At 64.5% G+C, this 14,182-nt stretch carries 15 protein-coding genes; 6 read left to right on the top strand and 9 right to left on the bottom strand.

Annotation, left to right across the window (positions count from 1 at the left end):
* Nucleotides 1-52: 52 nt before the first annotated feature.
* Both greA and Q9R31_RS13460 read right to left on the bottom strand, forming a co-directional pair.
* Nucleotides 53-547: a transcription elongation factor GreA gene (greA, locus tag Q9R31_RS13465; RefSeq protein WP_311263224.1), complete on the bottom strand. Its 495-nt coding sequence runs from the start codon at nucleotides 545-547 to the stop codon at nucleotides 53-55.
* A 151-nt stretch (nucleotides 548-698) separates the two neighbouring features.
* A complete protein-coding gene (locus Q9R31_RS13460; protein ID WP_311263223.1) occupies nucleotides 699-1,157 on the bottom strand; it encodes a DUF4307 domain-containing protein in 459 nt (152 codons plus the stop codon).
* Nucleotides 1,158-1,285: 128 nt separating this feature from the next.
* On the opposite strand from Q9R31_RS13460, the gene mca reads away from it, so the two are divergent.
* Together mca and Q9R31_RS13450 are read left to right on the top strand one after the other, a co-directional pair.
* Entirely contained in the window at nucleotides 1,286-2,191 is a 906-nt protein-coding gene (gene mca / locus Q9R31_RS13455; protein WP_311263222.1) for a mycothiol conjugate amidase Mca, read from the top strand.
* A 99-nt stretch (nucleotides 2,192-2,290) separates the two neighbouring features.
* A complete protein-coding gene (locus tag Q9R31_RS13450) occupies nucleotides 2,291-2,632 on the top strand; it encodes a hypothetical protein (RefSeq protein WP_311263221.1) in 342 nt (113 codons plus the stop codon).
* A 40-nt stretch (nucleotides 2,633-2,672) separates the two neighbouring features.
* Here the strand turns inward: Q9R31_RS13450 and Q9R31_RS13445 are convergent, their stop codons facing one another.
* Nucleotides 2,673-3,314, bottom strand: coding sequence for a hemolysin III family protein (locus Q9R31_RS13445; RefSeq protein ID WP_311263237.1), 642 nt, complete (start codon nucleotides 3,312-3,314; stop codon nucleotides 2,673-2,675).
* 248 nt (nucleotides 3,315-3,562) lie between these two features.
* Here Q9R31_RS13445 and Q9R31_RS13440 point away from each other — a divergent pair, with 248 nt between their 5' ends.
* Complete coding sequence (locus Q9R31_RS13440) at nucleotides 3,563-4,324, top strand: isoprenyl transferase (RefSeq protein ID WP_311263236.1); 762 nt, start codon at nucleotides 3,563-3,565, stop codon at nucleotides 4,322-4,324.
* 239 nt (nucleotides 4,325-4,563) lie between these two features.
* Nucleotides 4,564-5,982, top strand: coding sequence for a PhoH family protein (locus Q9R31_RS13435; RefSeq protein WP_311263220.1), 1,419 nt, complete (start codon nucleotides 4,564-4,566; stop codon nucleotides 5,980-5,982).
* A 77-nt stretch (nucleotides 5,983-6,059) separates the two neighbouring features.
* Here the strand turns inward: Q9R31_RS13435 and Q9R31_RS13430 are convergent, their stop codons facing one another.
* The 4 genes from Q9R31_RS13430 to Q9R31_RS13415 all read right to left on the bottom strand — a co-directional run bounded on the left by Q9R31_RS13430 (nucleotide 6,060) and on the right by Q9R31_RS13415 (nucleotide 10,544).
* On the bottom strand, nucleotides 6,060-7,589 hold the full coding sequence (locus Q9R31_RS13430) for a hypothetical protein (RefSeq protein WP_311263219.1): 1,530 nt from the start codon (nucleotides 7,587-7,589) through the stop codon (nucleotides 6,060-6,062).
* Nucleotides 7,590-7,761: 172 nt separating this feature from the next.
* On the bottom strand, nucleotides 7,762-8,943 hold the full coding sequence (locus Q9R31_RS13425; protein WP_311263218.1) for an acyltransferase: 1,182 nt from the start codon (nucleotides 8,941-8,943) through the stop codon (nucleotides 7,762-7,764).
* A 113-nt stretch (nucleotides 8,944-9,056) separates the two neighbouring features.
* Nucleotides 9,057-9,704, bottom strand: a complete 648-nt coding sequence (locus tag Q9R31_RS13420; RefSeq protein ID WP_311263217.1) for a GNAT family protein — start codon at nucleotides 9,702-9,704, stop codon at nucleotides 9,057-9,059.
* A 36-nt stretch (nucleotides 9,705-9,740) separates the two neighbouring features.
* Nucleotides 9,741-10,544 (bottom strand): hypothetical protein, encoded by an 804-nt coding sequence (locus Q9R31_RS13415; RefSeq protein ID WP_311263216.1) that lies wholly within the window; start codon nucleotides 10,542-10,544, stop codon nucleotides 9,741-9,743.
* 59 nt (nucleotides 10,545-10,603) lie between these two features.
* On the opposite strand from Q9R31_RS13415, the gene Q9R31_RS13410 reads away from it, so the two are divergent.
* Together Q9R31_RS13410 and Q9R31_RS13405 are read left to right on the top strand one after the other, a co-directional pair.
* Nucleotides 10,604-11,149 (top strand): A24 family peptidase, encoded by a 546-nt coding sequence (locus Q9R31_RS13410; RefSeq protein ID WP_311263215.1) that lies wholly within the window; start codon nucleotides 10,604-10,606, stop codon nucleotides 11,147-11,149.
* 57 nt (nucleotides 11,150-11,206) lie between these two features.
* Nucleotides 11,207-11,677 (top strand): NUDIX domain-containing protein, encoded by a 471-nt coding sequence (locus Q9R31_RS13405; RefSeq protein ID WP_311263214.1) that lies wholly within the window; start codon nucleotides 11,207-11,209, stop codon nucleotides 11,675-11,677.
* A 22-nt stretch (nucleotides 11,678-11,699) separates the two neighbouring features.
* Here the strand turns inward: Q9R31_RS13405 and Q9R31_RS13400 are convergent, their stop codons facing one another.
* Together Q9R31_RS13400 and Q9R31_RS13395 are read right to left on the bottom strand one after the other, a co-directional pair.
* Complete coding sequence (locus Q9R31_RS13400; RefSeq protein WP_311263213.1) at nucleotides 11,700-13,421, bottom strand: MDR family MFS transporter; 1,722 nt, start codon at nucleotides 13,419-13,421, stop codon at nucleotides 11,700-11,702.
* Entirely contained in the window at nucleotides 13,418-14,110 is a 693-nt protein-coding gene (locus Q9R31_RS13395) for a TetR family transcriptional regulator (RefSeq protein ID WP_311263212.1), read from the bottom strand. Before Q9R31_RS13395 ends, Q9R31_RS13400 begins: the two co-directional genes overlap by 4 nt.
* Nucleotides 14,111-14,182: the final 72 nt, after the last annotated feature.

Raw genomic sequence — 14,182 nt, 5'->3', positions numbered from 1 at the left:
CTGCGGTGGAGCCGGCACTACGGAGCCGGACGCTGCGAAGGTGGCTTCGGAGCTAGGCGGCGTAGGGCTTGGCGGAGAGGATCTCCACCTTGATGTCCTTGCCGTTCGGCGCCACGTAGCTGAGGGTCTCGCCCTCCTTGTGGCCCAGGATGGCGGCGCCCAGCGGCGACTTTTCGCTGAAGACATCCAGGTCTGAGTCACCCGCGATTTCGCGTGAACCCAGCAGGAAGGTTTCCTCGTCGCCGGCGATCCTGGCCACCACGATCATGCCGGGCTCAACGATGCCGTCATCGGCAGGCGCTGCACCCACGTGGGCGTCCCGGAGCAGTACCGTCAGTTGGCGGATGCGGGCTTCAATCTTGCCCTGCTCCTCCTTGGCTGCGTGGTAGCCCCCGTTTTCCTTGAGGTCCCCCTCTTGCCGCGCTGCTTCAATCTTCTGGACGATCTCCGCCCGGCCTGCGCCGGAAAGGTGGTCCAGCTCTGCCTTCAGGCGGTCAAAAGCTTCCTGGGTGAGCCAGGCTGCAGATGCGCTGTTGGTGGTAGACACGGACTTCTCCTCTAGTGGTCCTACATGCAAAAGACCCCGCCACGGTGGCCACTTGTGGAACAGTAACCAGCTCAGCGGGGTAAAGGTATCTCCCCATTGTAGTCAATCCTCTGGAGATAACCCAACATGGAAGCGTCGCACATCACATCGCCTAGGATGTCCCGCCGGGGATCCAGCAGCTGTCCACTACACCCGACACGGACTCCGACTCCGTGCGCAACGTGACGCGCTGCGCTAAGGTCCTGCCGCCGTCGGCCGTTCCATCCGCCGCCGAAGGCGGGATGTCCACCACTTTCCAGCCCACCACTGCGAACTTGGAATCCAGTGCCTTCACTGCGCATTTGACGGGCTTGCCCGGCTCCCGCGTCACCTGGAAGTCCACCTCCGCGAGTGTGGCATCGGTGGTGCTGTAACCGACGTCCTTGAACGTCACTCCGGAGAGCGAATTCGACGTGGTCACCCAGGCCAGGAAGCCGATTCCCGCAGCAAGCGCCAGGCCGATAGCAGCCCGGGCGGCCTTGGGGGAGAGCCGGCGCTTTTTAGCACCATACCGATTGGCTAGGCTAGTGTCTGCGGGCGCGGGGTGGGCCGGCTGGTCCGGGGAAGTCACCAGACCAGTTTAGTTCCCTTTCCGCCGGCGCTTTGCGGTGGCTGCAGCTGCCGGCGAGGGAGTGCACCCGCGACACCATCCACAAGCAGCCCCAAGCCGCACAAGAAGAATAAGGAGCCGTCCCCTCCATGACAGCGTCCAGCAACTCCCAGGTGCCGCTTCGGCTGCTCGCAGTCCACGCCCACCCGGATGACGAATCCAGCAAGGGCGCTGCGACCATGGCCATGTATGCGGCTGCCGGCGTGGACGTCCTGGTGGCCACCTGCACGGACGGGTCCCGCGGCGATATCCAGAATCCGGCTGTGGAGGGCGAGCCCCACCCCAAGCGGGATATGGCCGGTGCGCGGAGGCTCGAGATGCAGCGGGCCGCTGCCATCCTCGGCATCCGCCAGCGGTGGCTTGGCTTCGTTGACTCAGGCCTTCCCGAAGGCGATCCGCTCCCGCCCCTCCCGGCCGGGTCCTTCGCCACCCTGCCCCTGCACCAGGCCGCGGCGCCCCTGGTACGGCTGGTGCGTTCCTTTAGGCCGCACGTCATCCTCAGCTATGACGAGAACGGCGGCTACCCCCACCCGGACCACATCATGGCCCACAGGGTGGCCGTGGAGGCATTCGAAGCTGCCGGCGATCCCGAACGCTATCCGGAGGCGGGGGAGCCGTGGGAGCCGGGCAAGCTCTACTACGACCGTGCGTTCAGTCCCGAGCGGTTCCGGGCATTGCACTTTGCACTGGAAGAGGCGGGGCTGCAGTCGCCCTATGCCGAGCGCCTGGCCGCATGGCTGGAGTCCGATGCCGAGGGACATACGCCGCCGCCGGCCGCGCACCCCACCACCACCCAGATTGACTGCGGAGACTTCTTTGAAGTGCGCGACGACGCACTGCGCGCGCACCGGACACAGGTGGACCCATTGGGGTTCTTCTTCGCCGTTTCACCCGAGATGCAGCGCCGGGTTTGGCCATGGGAGGACTATTCGCTGATCCATTCCAGGGTGCCCTCCGAACTCCCCGAGAAGGACCTGTTCGCCGGGCTAAGATAGACAGGCAGGCTCTTTTCTATCTTGCGTAGAAGACAGGCGCGGCGACGGCCGGGGCCCGTCCACTTCCTGCTGCATCCGTTCCACCAGAAGGTATCAACCGTGCATTCTCTGCTCCTCAGCCTCGCCACCACGCCGTCCCCGCTGCCCACTCCGACGCTGCGGGAGGGGATTTCCGAGGACCAGGTAACGCCGGGCCTGCTGGGGTTCATCATGACGGCTTTCTTCGTCGTCGCCACGGCCCTGCTCATTATGGACATGGTGCGGCGGATTCGCCGGGTGCGCTACCGGGCCCAGGTGGAAGAAGAGCGCCTGGCGGCCGCGGCCGCCGCCGACGTGGAGGCCGCGGACGCCCAGGACGGGCTCTACGGCGGCACGCACCCGGGAGTGGCCGACTCCAACGGAAACGGTCCTGCCAACGGACACCCGCGGCCGCGCGAGTAGGTTTGCCCGGGGGGCATGACGGCCCGGCGGTAAAGCAACTTCAGGCCAGGACCGCCATGGCGATCGCCACGAAGTGCGCCGCGAAGGCGAACACGGTGAATGCGTGGAACAGTTCGTGGAAACCGAAGTGGTAATAGCTGAAGTTCGGCTTCTTCAGCGCGTAGAAAACAGCGCCCGTGATGTACAGGACGCCGCCGACGCAGATCAGGACGGCTGAAGAGGGGCTGGCCTGGAAGAACTGCGGCAGGTAGAACAGTGCACCGCAGCCAAGGGCGATGTAGATGGGCACGTAGAGCCAGCGGGGCGCGTCAGTCCACAGCAGCCGGAACAGCACGCCAAGGATCGCTCCGGCCCAGATCACCCACAGGAGCACCACCGCCTGCTGGCGTTCCAGGAGCGTCCAGGCCAGGGGTGTGTAGGTGCCAGCGATAACCAGCATGATGTTGGTGTGGTCCATCCGCTTCAGGACCAGCTTGACGCGCGGGGACCAGTTGCCGCGATGGTAGACGGCGCTGACGCCGAACAGCAAAACGCCGGTGGCCGCGTAGATGGCGGACGTAATCCTGCGGTCTGTCGTCGGCGCGAGGACAACCAGGAGGATGCCGGCAGCAAGGGCGAGCGGGGCCGTGACGGTGTGGATCCAGCCGCGCCATTTCGGCTTGATCATCAGTAGTTCGGCCATGCGGACAGCGGCGTCGTCCATCGCGCTGGGTCCGGGTTCCGCGCCGGCGTTCGGGTCCTCCGGCTGAGGCTCCCGGGCGCGCGAAGAATCGCTGTTCATGGCACCCAGAATAACTTACGGGCCGGTAGGTTACCGCTCGGTAACATTCTGGATGTGACCGTGTTGCGGTGCTGCCCCTCCTACCCTGCCCCGGGCGGTAGCCTAGGATGTGGATGTACGTACGGCAGGAAAGTCAGGTGAGTGGACGCGTGGAGTTGCCCGGGTTCCTCTATGGCTATTACGAACGCCGGCTCCTCAAGGACCTTCCGCGCGACCGGATTCCCCGGCACATTGGCGTCATGGTGGACGGTAACCGGCGCTGGGCCAAGCAGTTCAACGCACCCACCAGCCAGGGCCATCAGGCCGGGGCGGACAAAATCCACGAATTCCTCGGCTGGTGCCAGGAACTGGGGGTCAAAGTAGTGACCCTCTATATGCTGTCCACGGACAACATGAACCGCTCCAGCGAGGAACTGGACCTCCTGATGGGCATCATCGCCAACACCCTGGACCGGCTGGACGAAGACGCCAACATCTCTGTCCATGCCATGGGCGCACCTGAACTGCTGCCGGATTACCTGGCCGAACGCCTCAACAAGCTCACCTCACGGACCCCCGTCCGGGAAAAAATCCACGTCAACGTGGCGGTGGGGTACGGGGGCCGCCGGGAAATCGTCGATGCCGTCCGGGAGCTCCTCCACGACGCCGTCGCCAAGGGCATGGACATCTCCAGGCTTGCCGATGACCTCTGTGTTGATGACATCTCACGCTTCCTGTACACCCGGGGCCAGCCGGATCCGGACCTGGTGATCAGGACGTCGGGGGAGCAGCGCCTCTCCGGTTTCCTCATGTGGCAGAGCGCCTACAGCGAGTTCTACTTTTGCGAGGCCCTGTGGCCCGCCTTCCGGAAGGTGGATTTCCTCCGCGCATTGAGGGACTACGCCGGCCGCCAGCGGCGCTTTGGCACCTGAAGCCCCCGCTTCATAACGAGTTCATACACCTGCAAGGGAAATCGCCGTGTAATGGTTGCGGAAATTACCCCGGGTGGATTTACGTTATATCCATCAGCAGGCAAAACCGCCGGCTGATCGGGGAGGCCAGTACATGGAGCGAAACATCGCACCGGTTGTATGGGAGGCCGGACCCGGCCTCTTGGCCGAGCCGCCTCACCACTAACAATTCCGGGCTGGCGCCCGGGGCTGGAGTCGATGTGGCTACTTCTGAACAACTGCCCGGGGTCCTGTTTGGACAGGGCGGAAAAGCTACCTCTCGCGCCGAGCGAGCCACCTCTGAAACCGGCGCAGCAACTGATGCTGCGGCCGGTTTTGCTGTTTCCGGAAGGGAAGCCGACATCCACACCTTCGTCATCGACACCTCCGTCCTCCTTTCCGATCCGCGCGCACTCCTGCGGTTCGCTGAGCATGAGGTAGTGGTTCCCGTTGTGGTCATCACCGAACTGGAAGCCAAGCGGCACGACCCCGAACTCGGTTACTTCGCGCGGAAGGCCCTGCGGCTCCTGGACGACCTCCGGGTCAAGCACGGCGGCCTGAACAGGCCCCTTCCCATCGGCGACGAGGGCGGAACCCTGATGGTGGAACTCAACCACATCTCCTCCGAAGTGCTGCCGCTGGGCTTCCGCAGCGGGGACAACGACAGCCGCATCCTCGCCGTCGCCAAGAACCTGGCCAATGAGGGACGCAACGTCACCGTCGTGTCCAAGGATCTGCCCATGCGCGTCAAAGCCTCCGCCATGGGACTCACCGCTGACGAGTACCGCAACGAACTGGTCAAGGACTCCGGGTGGACGGGCGTTGCCGAAATCGAAGCCGATGAACAGGACATCGCCACCCTGTACGGCCACGAACCCGTCTACATTCCGGCGGCCGCCGAACTGCCCGTCAACACCGGGCTTGTCCTGCTCTCCAACCGCGGCTCCGCACTGGGGCGCGTTGGCCCCGACAAGCACGTGCGCCTGGTCAAGGGCGACCGCGACGTATTCGGCCTCCACGGCCGGTCCGCCGAGCAGCGGCTGGCCATCGACATGCTGATGGATCCCGCCGTAGGCATCGTCTCCATTGGAGGCCGCGCCGGCACCGGCAAGTCGGCCCTTGCCCTGTGCGCCGGCCTTGAGGCAGTGCTGGAACGCCGGGAGCACCGCAAGGTGATCGTGTTCCGTCCGCTCTACGCGGTGGGCGGACAGGAACTTGGCTACCTTCCCGGTTCGGAGTCAGAGAAAATGAACCCATGGGCGCAGGCCGTGTTCGACACCCTCGGGGCCCTGGTCAGCCAGGAAGTGGTGGAGGAGGTCATGGACCGCGGCATGCTCGAGGTCATGCCCCTCACGCACATCCGCGGGCGCTCCCTCCACGACGCCTTCGTAATCGTGGACGAGGCCCAGTCCCTCGAAAAGAACGTCCTTCTCACGGTCATGAGCCGCATGGGCCAGAACTCCAAGATCGTGCTCACCCACGACGTCGCCCAGCGGGACAACCTGCGCGTCGGACGCCACGACGGCATCGCCGCCGTCGTCGAAACCCTGAAAGGACACCCCCTCTTCGGCCACGTCACCCTGACCCGCTCAGAACGTTCGCCGATCGCAGCACTGGTAACTGAACTCCTCGAAGGCTAACCACACCTAAGCAAGGGGCCGTGGCCGGGTTCGCCGGGCCACGGCCCTTTTTGCAGGTTCGGGTCGCGGCCCCGGGCCTACTTTTGCAGGGCAGCGGGCGGCCCTATGGGGATCACGTCGGCTCCGAAGTCAGTTATGGTGTAGCGCCCGCAATGGATGGTGCCTGATGGCAGAGCAGCAGCGGCGGAAGGCATGGTGGGAGGCGGGTGTGCGGCGTCGCTGATTACGAAAGAGACCATCGCGCTTGAATAATCGGCACGATCCGTGAGCCAAGGGTACGCCTGGAAATTTTTGTCCACTTGCACCAGGCGGCTCGGCTCACTGAGGTAAGCCTTGGGACCACGGATAGTCCAGAAGTTTCCGGCGCCAGTGCCATGAGTTGCGTTGATCCACTCAACCACGCACTGGATGCCGGAATCGACGACGCCAGCCGAGTTGCTAAGACTTCCCATTGATCCGGCCGAGACGGCCAGACCCGCTCCTATCGCGCCCGCCAGAAGCTTCTCCACGGCGGGGCTCTTGAGGCTGCGGGTAAAGGCCAGGCCGGTGGGCACGAGCCGTGGCGCAAAAACCACAGTGCAGACCGGAGCAAAGAACAGCGGCTGGAGATACCTGGCTCCGAATGCCCCAACGCAAATCATCCCGATTATGACGGCGACGGGTGCCATCCAACCCATACCGGATACGATCGCGGCCCTCGAATCCCCTACGCCAAGACACTTGCCGAATACGACCACGGAGACGAGAACCAGACAAACGATGAGCGTCAGCGCCGCCGCTCCTCCTGCCGTCGACGTACGATGGGCGACCAGCTGAGGGTAATAGGCGGCAGCCCACCCGGCCATCCCGGGCTGCGCGTAAGCAGGCCCGTCCTTGCTCACGAGGTGTGCCAAGGGAATCCTCGCTACCAACCCGGCTCCACTGCTCAGCAAAAGGAGACCGCCGACCCGCACGATCAGGTGCCAGCCGACGACGTTCTGCCGGGCGAGGAGGATGAGTAGCAGCATTAGCGGCAGTACTGCCCATGCAATATATAAGGGGTTGGTTACAGTCGACAAGGCGCTTGTCGCCACCAGCGCTACCTTCAGCGAACGCCATCGTGTCCATTCTCCTGAGGGGGAAAGCCGCGCCACAATGCCCACCGTCAGGACCGACGCAAGTACCGTCATGCTGTAGTACGTGGTGGTGGCCAGCAGTGAGGCAAGCTCGAAGGTGTCCTGGCGGGGGGAGTCTTCCAGAAGAATCAAGAACACTAGGGTGGCGAAGGCAACCACTGCCCCGCTGACCCGGCGGGTACGGGACAGGCCGCCGTGGGCGAACCCGCTGAGGAATCTGAGTACGGCGAAAAGGATCAGGAGGTTAACGACGCCATTAAGCGCGAAAGTACCTTTGATCCCCAGTCCCAGTGCGGCAACCACTAGATATAGTGCCATTTCCGGGATGAAAAGCACGGCGGATAGAGCCCAGTTTTGAGGCTGACCGGCCAGCAGCGACCCACGGACGAGCGCCGGGAGCACCGAATCGGAGTCGTAGTAAAGGATCCACGAGCGGTCCGTGCCGTCAAGGTGCGCAACCGCCAGCGAGGCCAGAGCTAGAGCTAAAACCATTCCACTGAACTCGACCAACTTTGGCCCCGGCCCTGTCGGTCGAACCCCGTCGGCCCGCTCCACTGTTGAGGGCTTCCTTTCCTTGGAGCCTTGGGGCCTGCACAGGCTGAGGACGGTCAGCATTAGATGTGTGGGCGATCGGGTGAGGGAGCCGCTCGCTGAACCGGATAAATCAGGAGACCGCACGCGATAGTCCGGAGTCCGTTATCTGTGCCGGCCCCTCGTTCACCGTCCGTGCGGCGGGGGAGCGGAACGGCGTGCTGGACAGCAGATCCCGGAGAGCACGCTCGCAGGGTTTCTCGATGAACCGGTAGGTGAGTCCAGCAAGGACGGCGGCCGTGATGAGGGATGGTGGCACGAGCCACCAGGGGAGTGCCTGTGGCTTCTGACCTACCAGGAGCCCGATGTATCCCAGGACAAGGTAGTGCACCATGTAGAAGGAGAAGGAGCGGTCCCCAAGCCTGACCAGTCGGGCATTGGTCAGGAAGCGGCTGCGGCCGGCAAGCTCGCGCCTGGCCGATGTCCAGATCAAGACGACGATGCCGGGCAGCATGAACGCGTCGATCGCCCACCATAGGGCTATGTGAAAGAGGTCGGCGAGGAGCGAAAGCGTGACTCCGGCTGTCGTAATGGCAGCAGCGGCGAGCTGGGTACTTTTGGCCGGAGTGAATCCGGCCCTCAGCAGGAAGGCTAGCGCGATCCCGATGACAAACTCCGGGACGCGGTAAGGGGGAAAGTTGTACGTAAGGAAGTGGGCCAGCGTACCCGCCTCCATGCCTACGGTGATCTGGCAGATCAACCCCATCAGGGGCTGTAGAGTCGCGAAAAACACCACGGTACCAACCAGTTCGCGGACGCTGAACCGGCGCATCACTTTAACAAGTGTGGGCAGCAGTAAATAGAAAAAAGCCTCGGCCGAGAGGGACCATGCCACTGGATTGAACGACGGCGCCGAGGCCGGCCACCAGGCCTGTGCAAACGTGAGGCTGTGCAGGAACGCCATCGAGCTTGAATTCGGCGCCACGGGCACGATTGCCGCGACCGCCAGTGTTGCAGCGCTGAGGGGGAACAGTTTGGCGAAACGGTTCCGCAGGAACACGCCTGTGCCCTTGTCCGTTGTGTCTGCCCAGGCCAGCACGAAGCCAGACAGGACGAAGAAGAAGCTCACACCTATGAAGCCGAGGTCAACGACAGGGAGCTTGTAGCCGCCGAACCCGTGCATGAGGGCCACCGTGGCAGCTGCGAAAAACCGCAGGCAAGTGAGCGAGTGAAGCCGCCTCACCATGTCTTGCCCCTGCCGTAATGACTTTCGGCCATGCCAATTTCCCCCTTTTTTTGAAAGCGCTTCTTCCATCCGACACTGTCGAAGGGGAGCCGGCCGAGAACCTTGCCTATTCCTTCGCGGATATTGCGCTCACAGTGGGATGAAGCGCCGCGCAGGCTCGCGTTCTTGCTGCATGCGCCGACTCAGCCCGCCTTGAGGAACTTTGCCGCCGCTTCGTGGCCTTCTACCTGAAGCGTCCACTCGGGGCGATTGAACGTTTGCGGGGTGAGGCGGACGTGCTGGAGTGTTTCGACTTTGGGGCCCCAGGCTTTGCGGGTGGTGCCGTTGAGTTCGTAGCCCAGGGAGTGGGAGACTCCCAGGGAGGCGCTGTTCCAGATGGCGGCCTCGGATTCGGCAACTTCTGCGCCCAGCCAGTCAAAGGCCCACAGGACGACGGCGGCACGCATCTCCTTGCCCAGGCCGCGGCCCTGGACGGACTGCTTGAGCCAGGATCCGGTGGTGACTGTCCTGAGAGCCGCGAAGTCCTGGGCCCCGACGTCCTGGCAGCCGACGAACCGGCCTTCGTGCCAGATTCCGAGGAGCAGTGTCCAGCTTTCAGGCCTGCATTCAGCGCGGCAACGCCAGTACCAGCGGGCATTGTTGGGGCCCAACTCTTCGTCCGGCAGTTCCGTCCAGGGATTGCTGAACGGATTCCGGCCGGCGTCGTGAATTCCGCACCTGGCCGCCGCCACGGCCGCGGGGATGTCCTGGTCAGCGATGGGGCGCAGCTCCAGCCGCGGCGTGGTCAGCGTGAGGTCGAACAGCGGCCAGATGGAGCCCAGGGTAGTCATCCGCGAAGCCTAGCCGATCGCTGCCTTGCGGGCTGGTCACGCTTTGGCGGGGATCTCCCAGCTGATGTGCCGGCGGACGTCGGTGAGATTCATGGACTCGGCCAGGAACAGGTCATCGAGCATGTACTCGTCCACCGCGAGGATCCGGATCCAGTGGCCGTATCCCTCCGTTTCCTGCTCCAACGATTTACTGGACACACAGACTCCGCTGCCCATGTCCACGCGAAGGAGGGAACGTCCGGGGAGGCAAAGGGGAGCGGCAGGATCACCCGGCCGGTAGGCGGAGTTGGGCACCACAAGCGCCTCCAGGACGGACCGGCCCTCGTGTTCGGCGAAACGGGTCTCGTGGATGTCCAGGGCGTTGCTGCCCGGAAACTCGATGGGCACGGGGGCGCTGCCTGAGAGCTCCACGGGGTCCAGTGCGGCTGAAAAGCGTGCGTTACCGAAGCCGGGTTCGCCGTACGCCGCTTCGGGCCGGCGGCGCACCAGGCCGGCGTCGTCGAACACCGGCGTGACCAGGTGCGGAGGAAGGAGCCAGGACTTGCGGGTGGCGCTGACATAGATGCCGTCGCGGGAGTCGTTGATCCCTGTGGTGCTTTGCAGGACGTGGCCTTCCGGGCTTTCAAGGCGGAGCGCACCGGGACGGCGCAGCCAGGCACGGACAAAGGGTGAGCCGGGAGCGGGGGCTGACACAAAGGCCTGGTCCCAGTACTCAAAACGCAACGTCTGCCACTTCCAGGGGGAAGACCGGCACAGATTACGGAACATCGCGGCCAGGTCCACGGGGACGGCAGGAGGAGGGCCCGGAACCGGCCGGCGCCGGGAGTCCCAGGTCGACATATCCACATTTTACGCGCGGGTGCTACGGCCGGAATGGCGAATCCAGTAGCATCCGAGGAGTGATCGGACGACTCGGCGAACTCTGGCAGCACACCCCGCTTGCCTTCTGGCTGGTATTGGCGGCGTGCCTCTACTTTGCGGTGATGGCGGTCCGGCTCACCATTATCGACGTCCGGCACCACCTCCTGCCCAACAGGATCGTTTTCCCGTCCTATGCGGTGGCCGGGGCCCTCCTCCTGGCGGCGGCCGCGGTTGCCTGGGCCGGTCCCACCCCCGCCGCAGGGAATGCCGGCGGGATCCTGGCCATCCCCGCCCTCCGCGTGGTGGCCGGCGCGGCAATCCTGTGGCTGTTCTATTTTGTCCTGCGGCTCGTCTACCCGCCCGGGATGGGGTTCGGCGATGTCAAGCTTGCAGGAGTGCTCGGGATGTACCTTGGCTACCTCAGCTGGGGGCACCTCTTCGCGGGCACGTTCCTGGCCTTCCTGCTGGGTGGGCTGTATTCCCTGGTCCTGCTGGCGGCGCGGCGGGGGACCCTGAAGTCAGCCATCCCGTTCGGCCCGTTCATGCTTGCCGGGGCCGCAGCGGCAATGCTCCTGCCGGCCTGAGCTGCACCGATTGTTGGGTGGCCGGGTTGTTGGCGGGCGGTTCGATAGGCTGACAGTATGCCTGCACCCGAATACGTCCTGAAGCTGCGCAAGAAGATCGGCAACGACCCCCTCTGGGTTCCCGGCGTCCGGGGCGTGGTGGTCGATGCCGCCGGCAGGATCCTGCTGGCGCAGAGGGCCGACAACCGGCAATGGGCGCTAATCAGCGGCATGCTGGACCCGGGGGAGCAGCCTGCCCGGGGCCTGGTCCGTGAGATCTTCGAGGAAACTGCCGTCATTGCGGAGGCCGAGCGGGTGGTCTCGGTAGGCGCAGTTGGCCCGGTCACCTACCCCAACGGTGATGTCTGCGAATTCCTGGATGTGGTGTTCCTGTGCCGCTACATTTCCGGCGAGGCACGGGTCAACGACGACGAATCGCTGGCCGTTGGCTGGTTCAGGCTGGACGAACTTCCCGACCTGATGCCGGGCCACCTCACCAGCATCCGCCAAGCCCTGATGCCCTCCGGCGCTGTCCACTTCGAGCCCTGACACGCCAGGCCTCCGACGGCGGTCAGCGGCCCGGCGAAACCAGCTCGCCGTCGTCGTCCTTCACCGTGTCCCCGCGCCCGTCAATGCCATGCTCAGTGCCACGCTCACTGTCAGCAGCGGCACCGGCAGCGTCGGCAGGAGTGGCGGGCAGGCCGGCGGCGAGCCGCTCGGCTTCCTCGCCGCCCACTGCCTCGCCGCGGGCCACCATGCCGGCGGTGTCCGAGAGCGGGATCTGCTTCAGGGTGAGGGCCAGGAGCAAGGCCACGGCGATGAATGGGAGCAGGTACCAGAACACCGGTGCCAGTGAATCGGCGTAGGCGTTCACGATGGCGTCACGCAGCTGTTCCGGGAGTTGGTTCAGCGCCTGCGGGTCCAGGGTCCGGGTGGACTGCCCGGCCTGCTCGGCGGATGCCCCTGCCCCCGTGAAGGCGTTGGTCAGCGCTTCCGAAAGGCGGGTGGTGAAGATGGAGCCGAACACCGCCACGCCCATGGCGGCGCCCACTTCGCGGAAGTAGTTGTTGGTGCTGGTGGCGGTGCCGATCTGGTCAGCCGGTACGGAGTTCTGGACCACCAGGACCACCACCTGCATGATCAGGCCAAGGCCTGCGCCGAAGACGAACAGCTGGAGGCAGATGACCCAGATGGGCGTGCTGGCGGCGAGGGTGGTCATCCACAGCATGGCGGCCAGGGTGAGTACGGCGCCGAGGATGGGGAACATCTTGTATTTCCCGGTCCTGGAGATCCGGATGCCCGAGTAGATGGAGGTGCCCATCAGGCCTGCCATCATCGGCAGCATCAGGAGGCCGGATTCGGCAGCAGACGTGCCGGAGGACATCTGCAGGAAGGTGGGGACGAACGCGATGGCGGAGAACATGCCCAGGCCCAGGGTGAAGCCGATGGCCGTGGCGTTGATGAAGATCCGGTTCCGGAACAGGCTGAGCGGGATGATGGGATCCTCGGCCCGGCGCTCCACCATCACGAAAGCGGCTGCAGACACCAGCAGGCCCGCACCAAAGGCCCATGTGAGGGGCGAATCCCAGCCCGCGTCCTTCTTGCCGCCAAAGTCGGTGAAGAAGATCAGGCAAGTGGTGGCAGCGGACAGCAGCACAACGCCCAGGACGTCGATCCGCTTTTCGGCCTTTTTGTTGGGCAGCGTCAGGGCGAACCAGGCGATGGCGAACGCTGCAAGGCCCACCGGGATGTTGATGTAGAAGGCCCATTCCCAGGTGAGGTGGTCCACGAAGAAGCCGCCCAGCAGCGGTCCGGCCACGGCGGAGAGTCCGAAGATGGCGCCGAGAGGTCCCATGTATTTTCCGCGTTCCTTGGCGGGAACAATGTCGGCGATGATCGCCTGGGAAAGGATCATGAGGCCGCCGCCGCCCAGGCCCTGGATGGCGCGGAAGATGACGAAGCCCCAGAAATCGGTGGCCAGCGCGCAGCCAACGGACGCCAGGGTGAACAGCGCGATGGCTACCAGGAAGAGGTTGCGCCGGCCCAGGATGTCACCGAACTTGCCGTAAATGGGCATCACGATGGTGGTGGCCAGCAGGTAGGCCGTGGTGATCCAGGCCTGATGCTCCACCCCGCCCAGCTTGCCCACGATGGTGGGCATGGCGGTAGAGACGATGGTCTGGTCCAGGCTGGAGAGGAGCATGCCCGCAATCAGTGCGGAGAAGATGATCCAGATGCGTTTTTGCGTGAGCAGCAGGGGCGCTGCAGCCGTCCGTGCGGTGGCGGTACTCATAATTGTCCTTCTGCGGCGGCGGTGTCCGGCTGGTCGAATGGCTGGGAGAAGAGCAGGCTTGCGGCGGAGATGTTCTCCATCAGCAGCTCTTTATAAGGACGGGTGTTGCCGTCGGCGAAATAGGCGATGCTGCTTTTACGGGCGATGGTGCTGAGCAGCGCAACGGCCATCTGCACCACGGGGTGGTCAGGGGCAACGCCTTCGCGCAGGGCCACGTCGCGGGCGAACTGTGCTTCCCGCCGCTCGGTGACGCCAATAAGGCGGAGGATCAGCTGGGGCTCTTTTTTCACGACGGCGATCAGCTGGCGGGTTTCCTCCTCGGAGGCCTCCATGTCCTCGGACAATCTCAAGGAAAGCCGGACAAGGTCGCGGAAGAGGGTGGGGGTCAGTTCGCCGGACGGTGAGGAGGCGCCGCCGTCGATGAACTCTTTGAGGATGTCGGCGGGCAGGTCCTCGTCGCCGTGGCCGATGACGGCGTCTTCCTTCGCGGGGAAGTAGTTGAAGAACGTCCGGCGGGAAATGCCGGCGCGCTCGCAGACTTCCTCTACGGTGTAGCCGTTCAGGCCCCGCTCGGCGGTGAGGGCGCGGGCGGCGGAGGTGATGCCGACACGGGTGGCGGCGCGTTTCCGCTCGCGAAGTCCGCCCTCGATTTCTGCACTATCGTTCACGGAGTAAAGTTTTGCACTCATTCGGAAATGGTGCAACTTCTGATGGCCTCGTGCAGGAGGGTGAGGGGAGAAAGCAGTACGACGACGGCCGGT

Origin of the sequence: Pseudarthrobacter sp. BRE9 (assembly GCF_031844305.1) — a bacterium.
Classification (GTDB): domain Bacteria; phylum Actinomycetota; class Actinomycetes; order Actinomycetales; family Micrococcaceae; genus Arthrobacter.
Note: the sequence above shows the minus strand (reverse complement) of the source record. Positions and strands in the feature narration are given on the sequence as shown.

Excerpts from the sequence above, each read along its gene's own strand:
- mca (WP_311263222.1), top strand. The coding sequence starts at position 1,286 with ATGACAGCGTCCAGCAACTCCCAGGTGCCGCTTCGGCTGCTCGCAGTC.
- Q9R31_RS13445 (WP_311263237.1), bottom strand. The coding sequence starts at position 3,314 with ATGGCCGAACTACTGATGATCAAGCCGAAATGGCGCGGCTGGATCCAC.
- Q9R31_RS13430 (WP_311263219.1), bottom strand. The coding sequence starts at position 7,589 with ATGGTTTTAGCTCTAGCTCTGGCCTCGCTGGCGGTTGCGCACCTTGAC.
- Q9R31_RS13425 (WP_311263218.1), bottom strand. The coding sequence starts at position 8,943 with ATGGAAGAAGCGCTTTCAAAAAAAGGGGGAAATTGGCATGGCCGAAAG.
- Q9R31_RS13420 (WP_311263217.1), bottom strand. The coding sequence starts at position 9,704 with ATGACTACCCTGGGCTCCATCTGGCCGCTGTTCGACCTCACGCTGACC.
- Q9R31_RS13415 (WP_311263216.1), bottom strand. The coding sequence starts at position 10,544 with ATGTCGACCTGGGACTCCCGGCGCCGGCCGGTTCCGGGCCCTCCTCCT.
- Q9R31_RS13405 (WP_311263214.1), top strand. The coding sequence starts at position 11,207 with ATGCCTGCACCCGAATACGTCCTGAAGCTGCGCAAGAAGATCGGCAAC.
- Q9R31_RS13400 (WP_311263213.1), bottom strand. The coding sequence starts at position 13,421 with ATGAGTACCGCCACCGCACGGACGGCTGCAGCGCCCCTGCTGCTCACG.
- Q9R31_RS13395 (WP_311263212.1), bottom strand. The coding sequence starts at position 14,110 with ATGAGTGCAAAACTTTACTCCGTGAACGATAGTGCAGAAATCGAGGGC.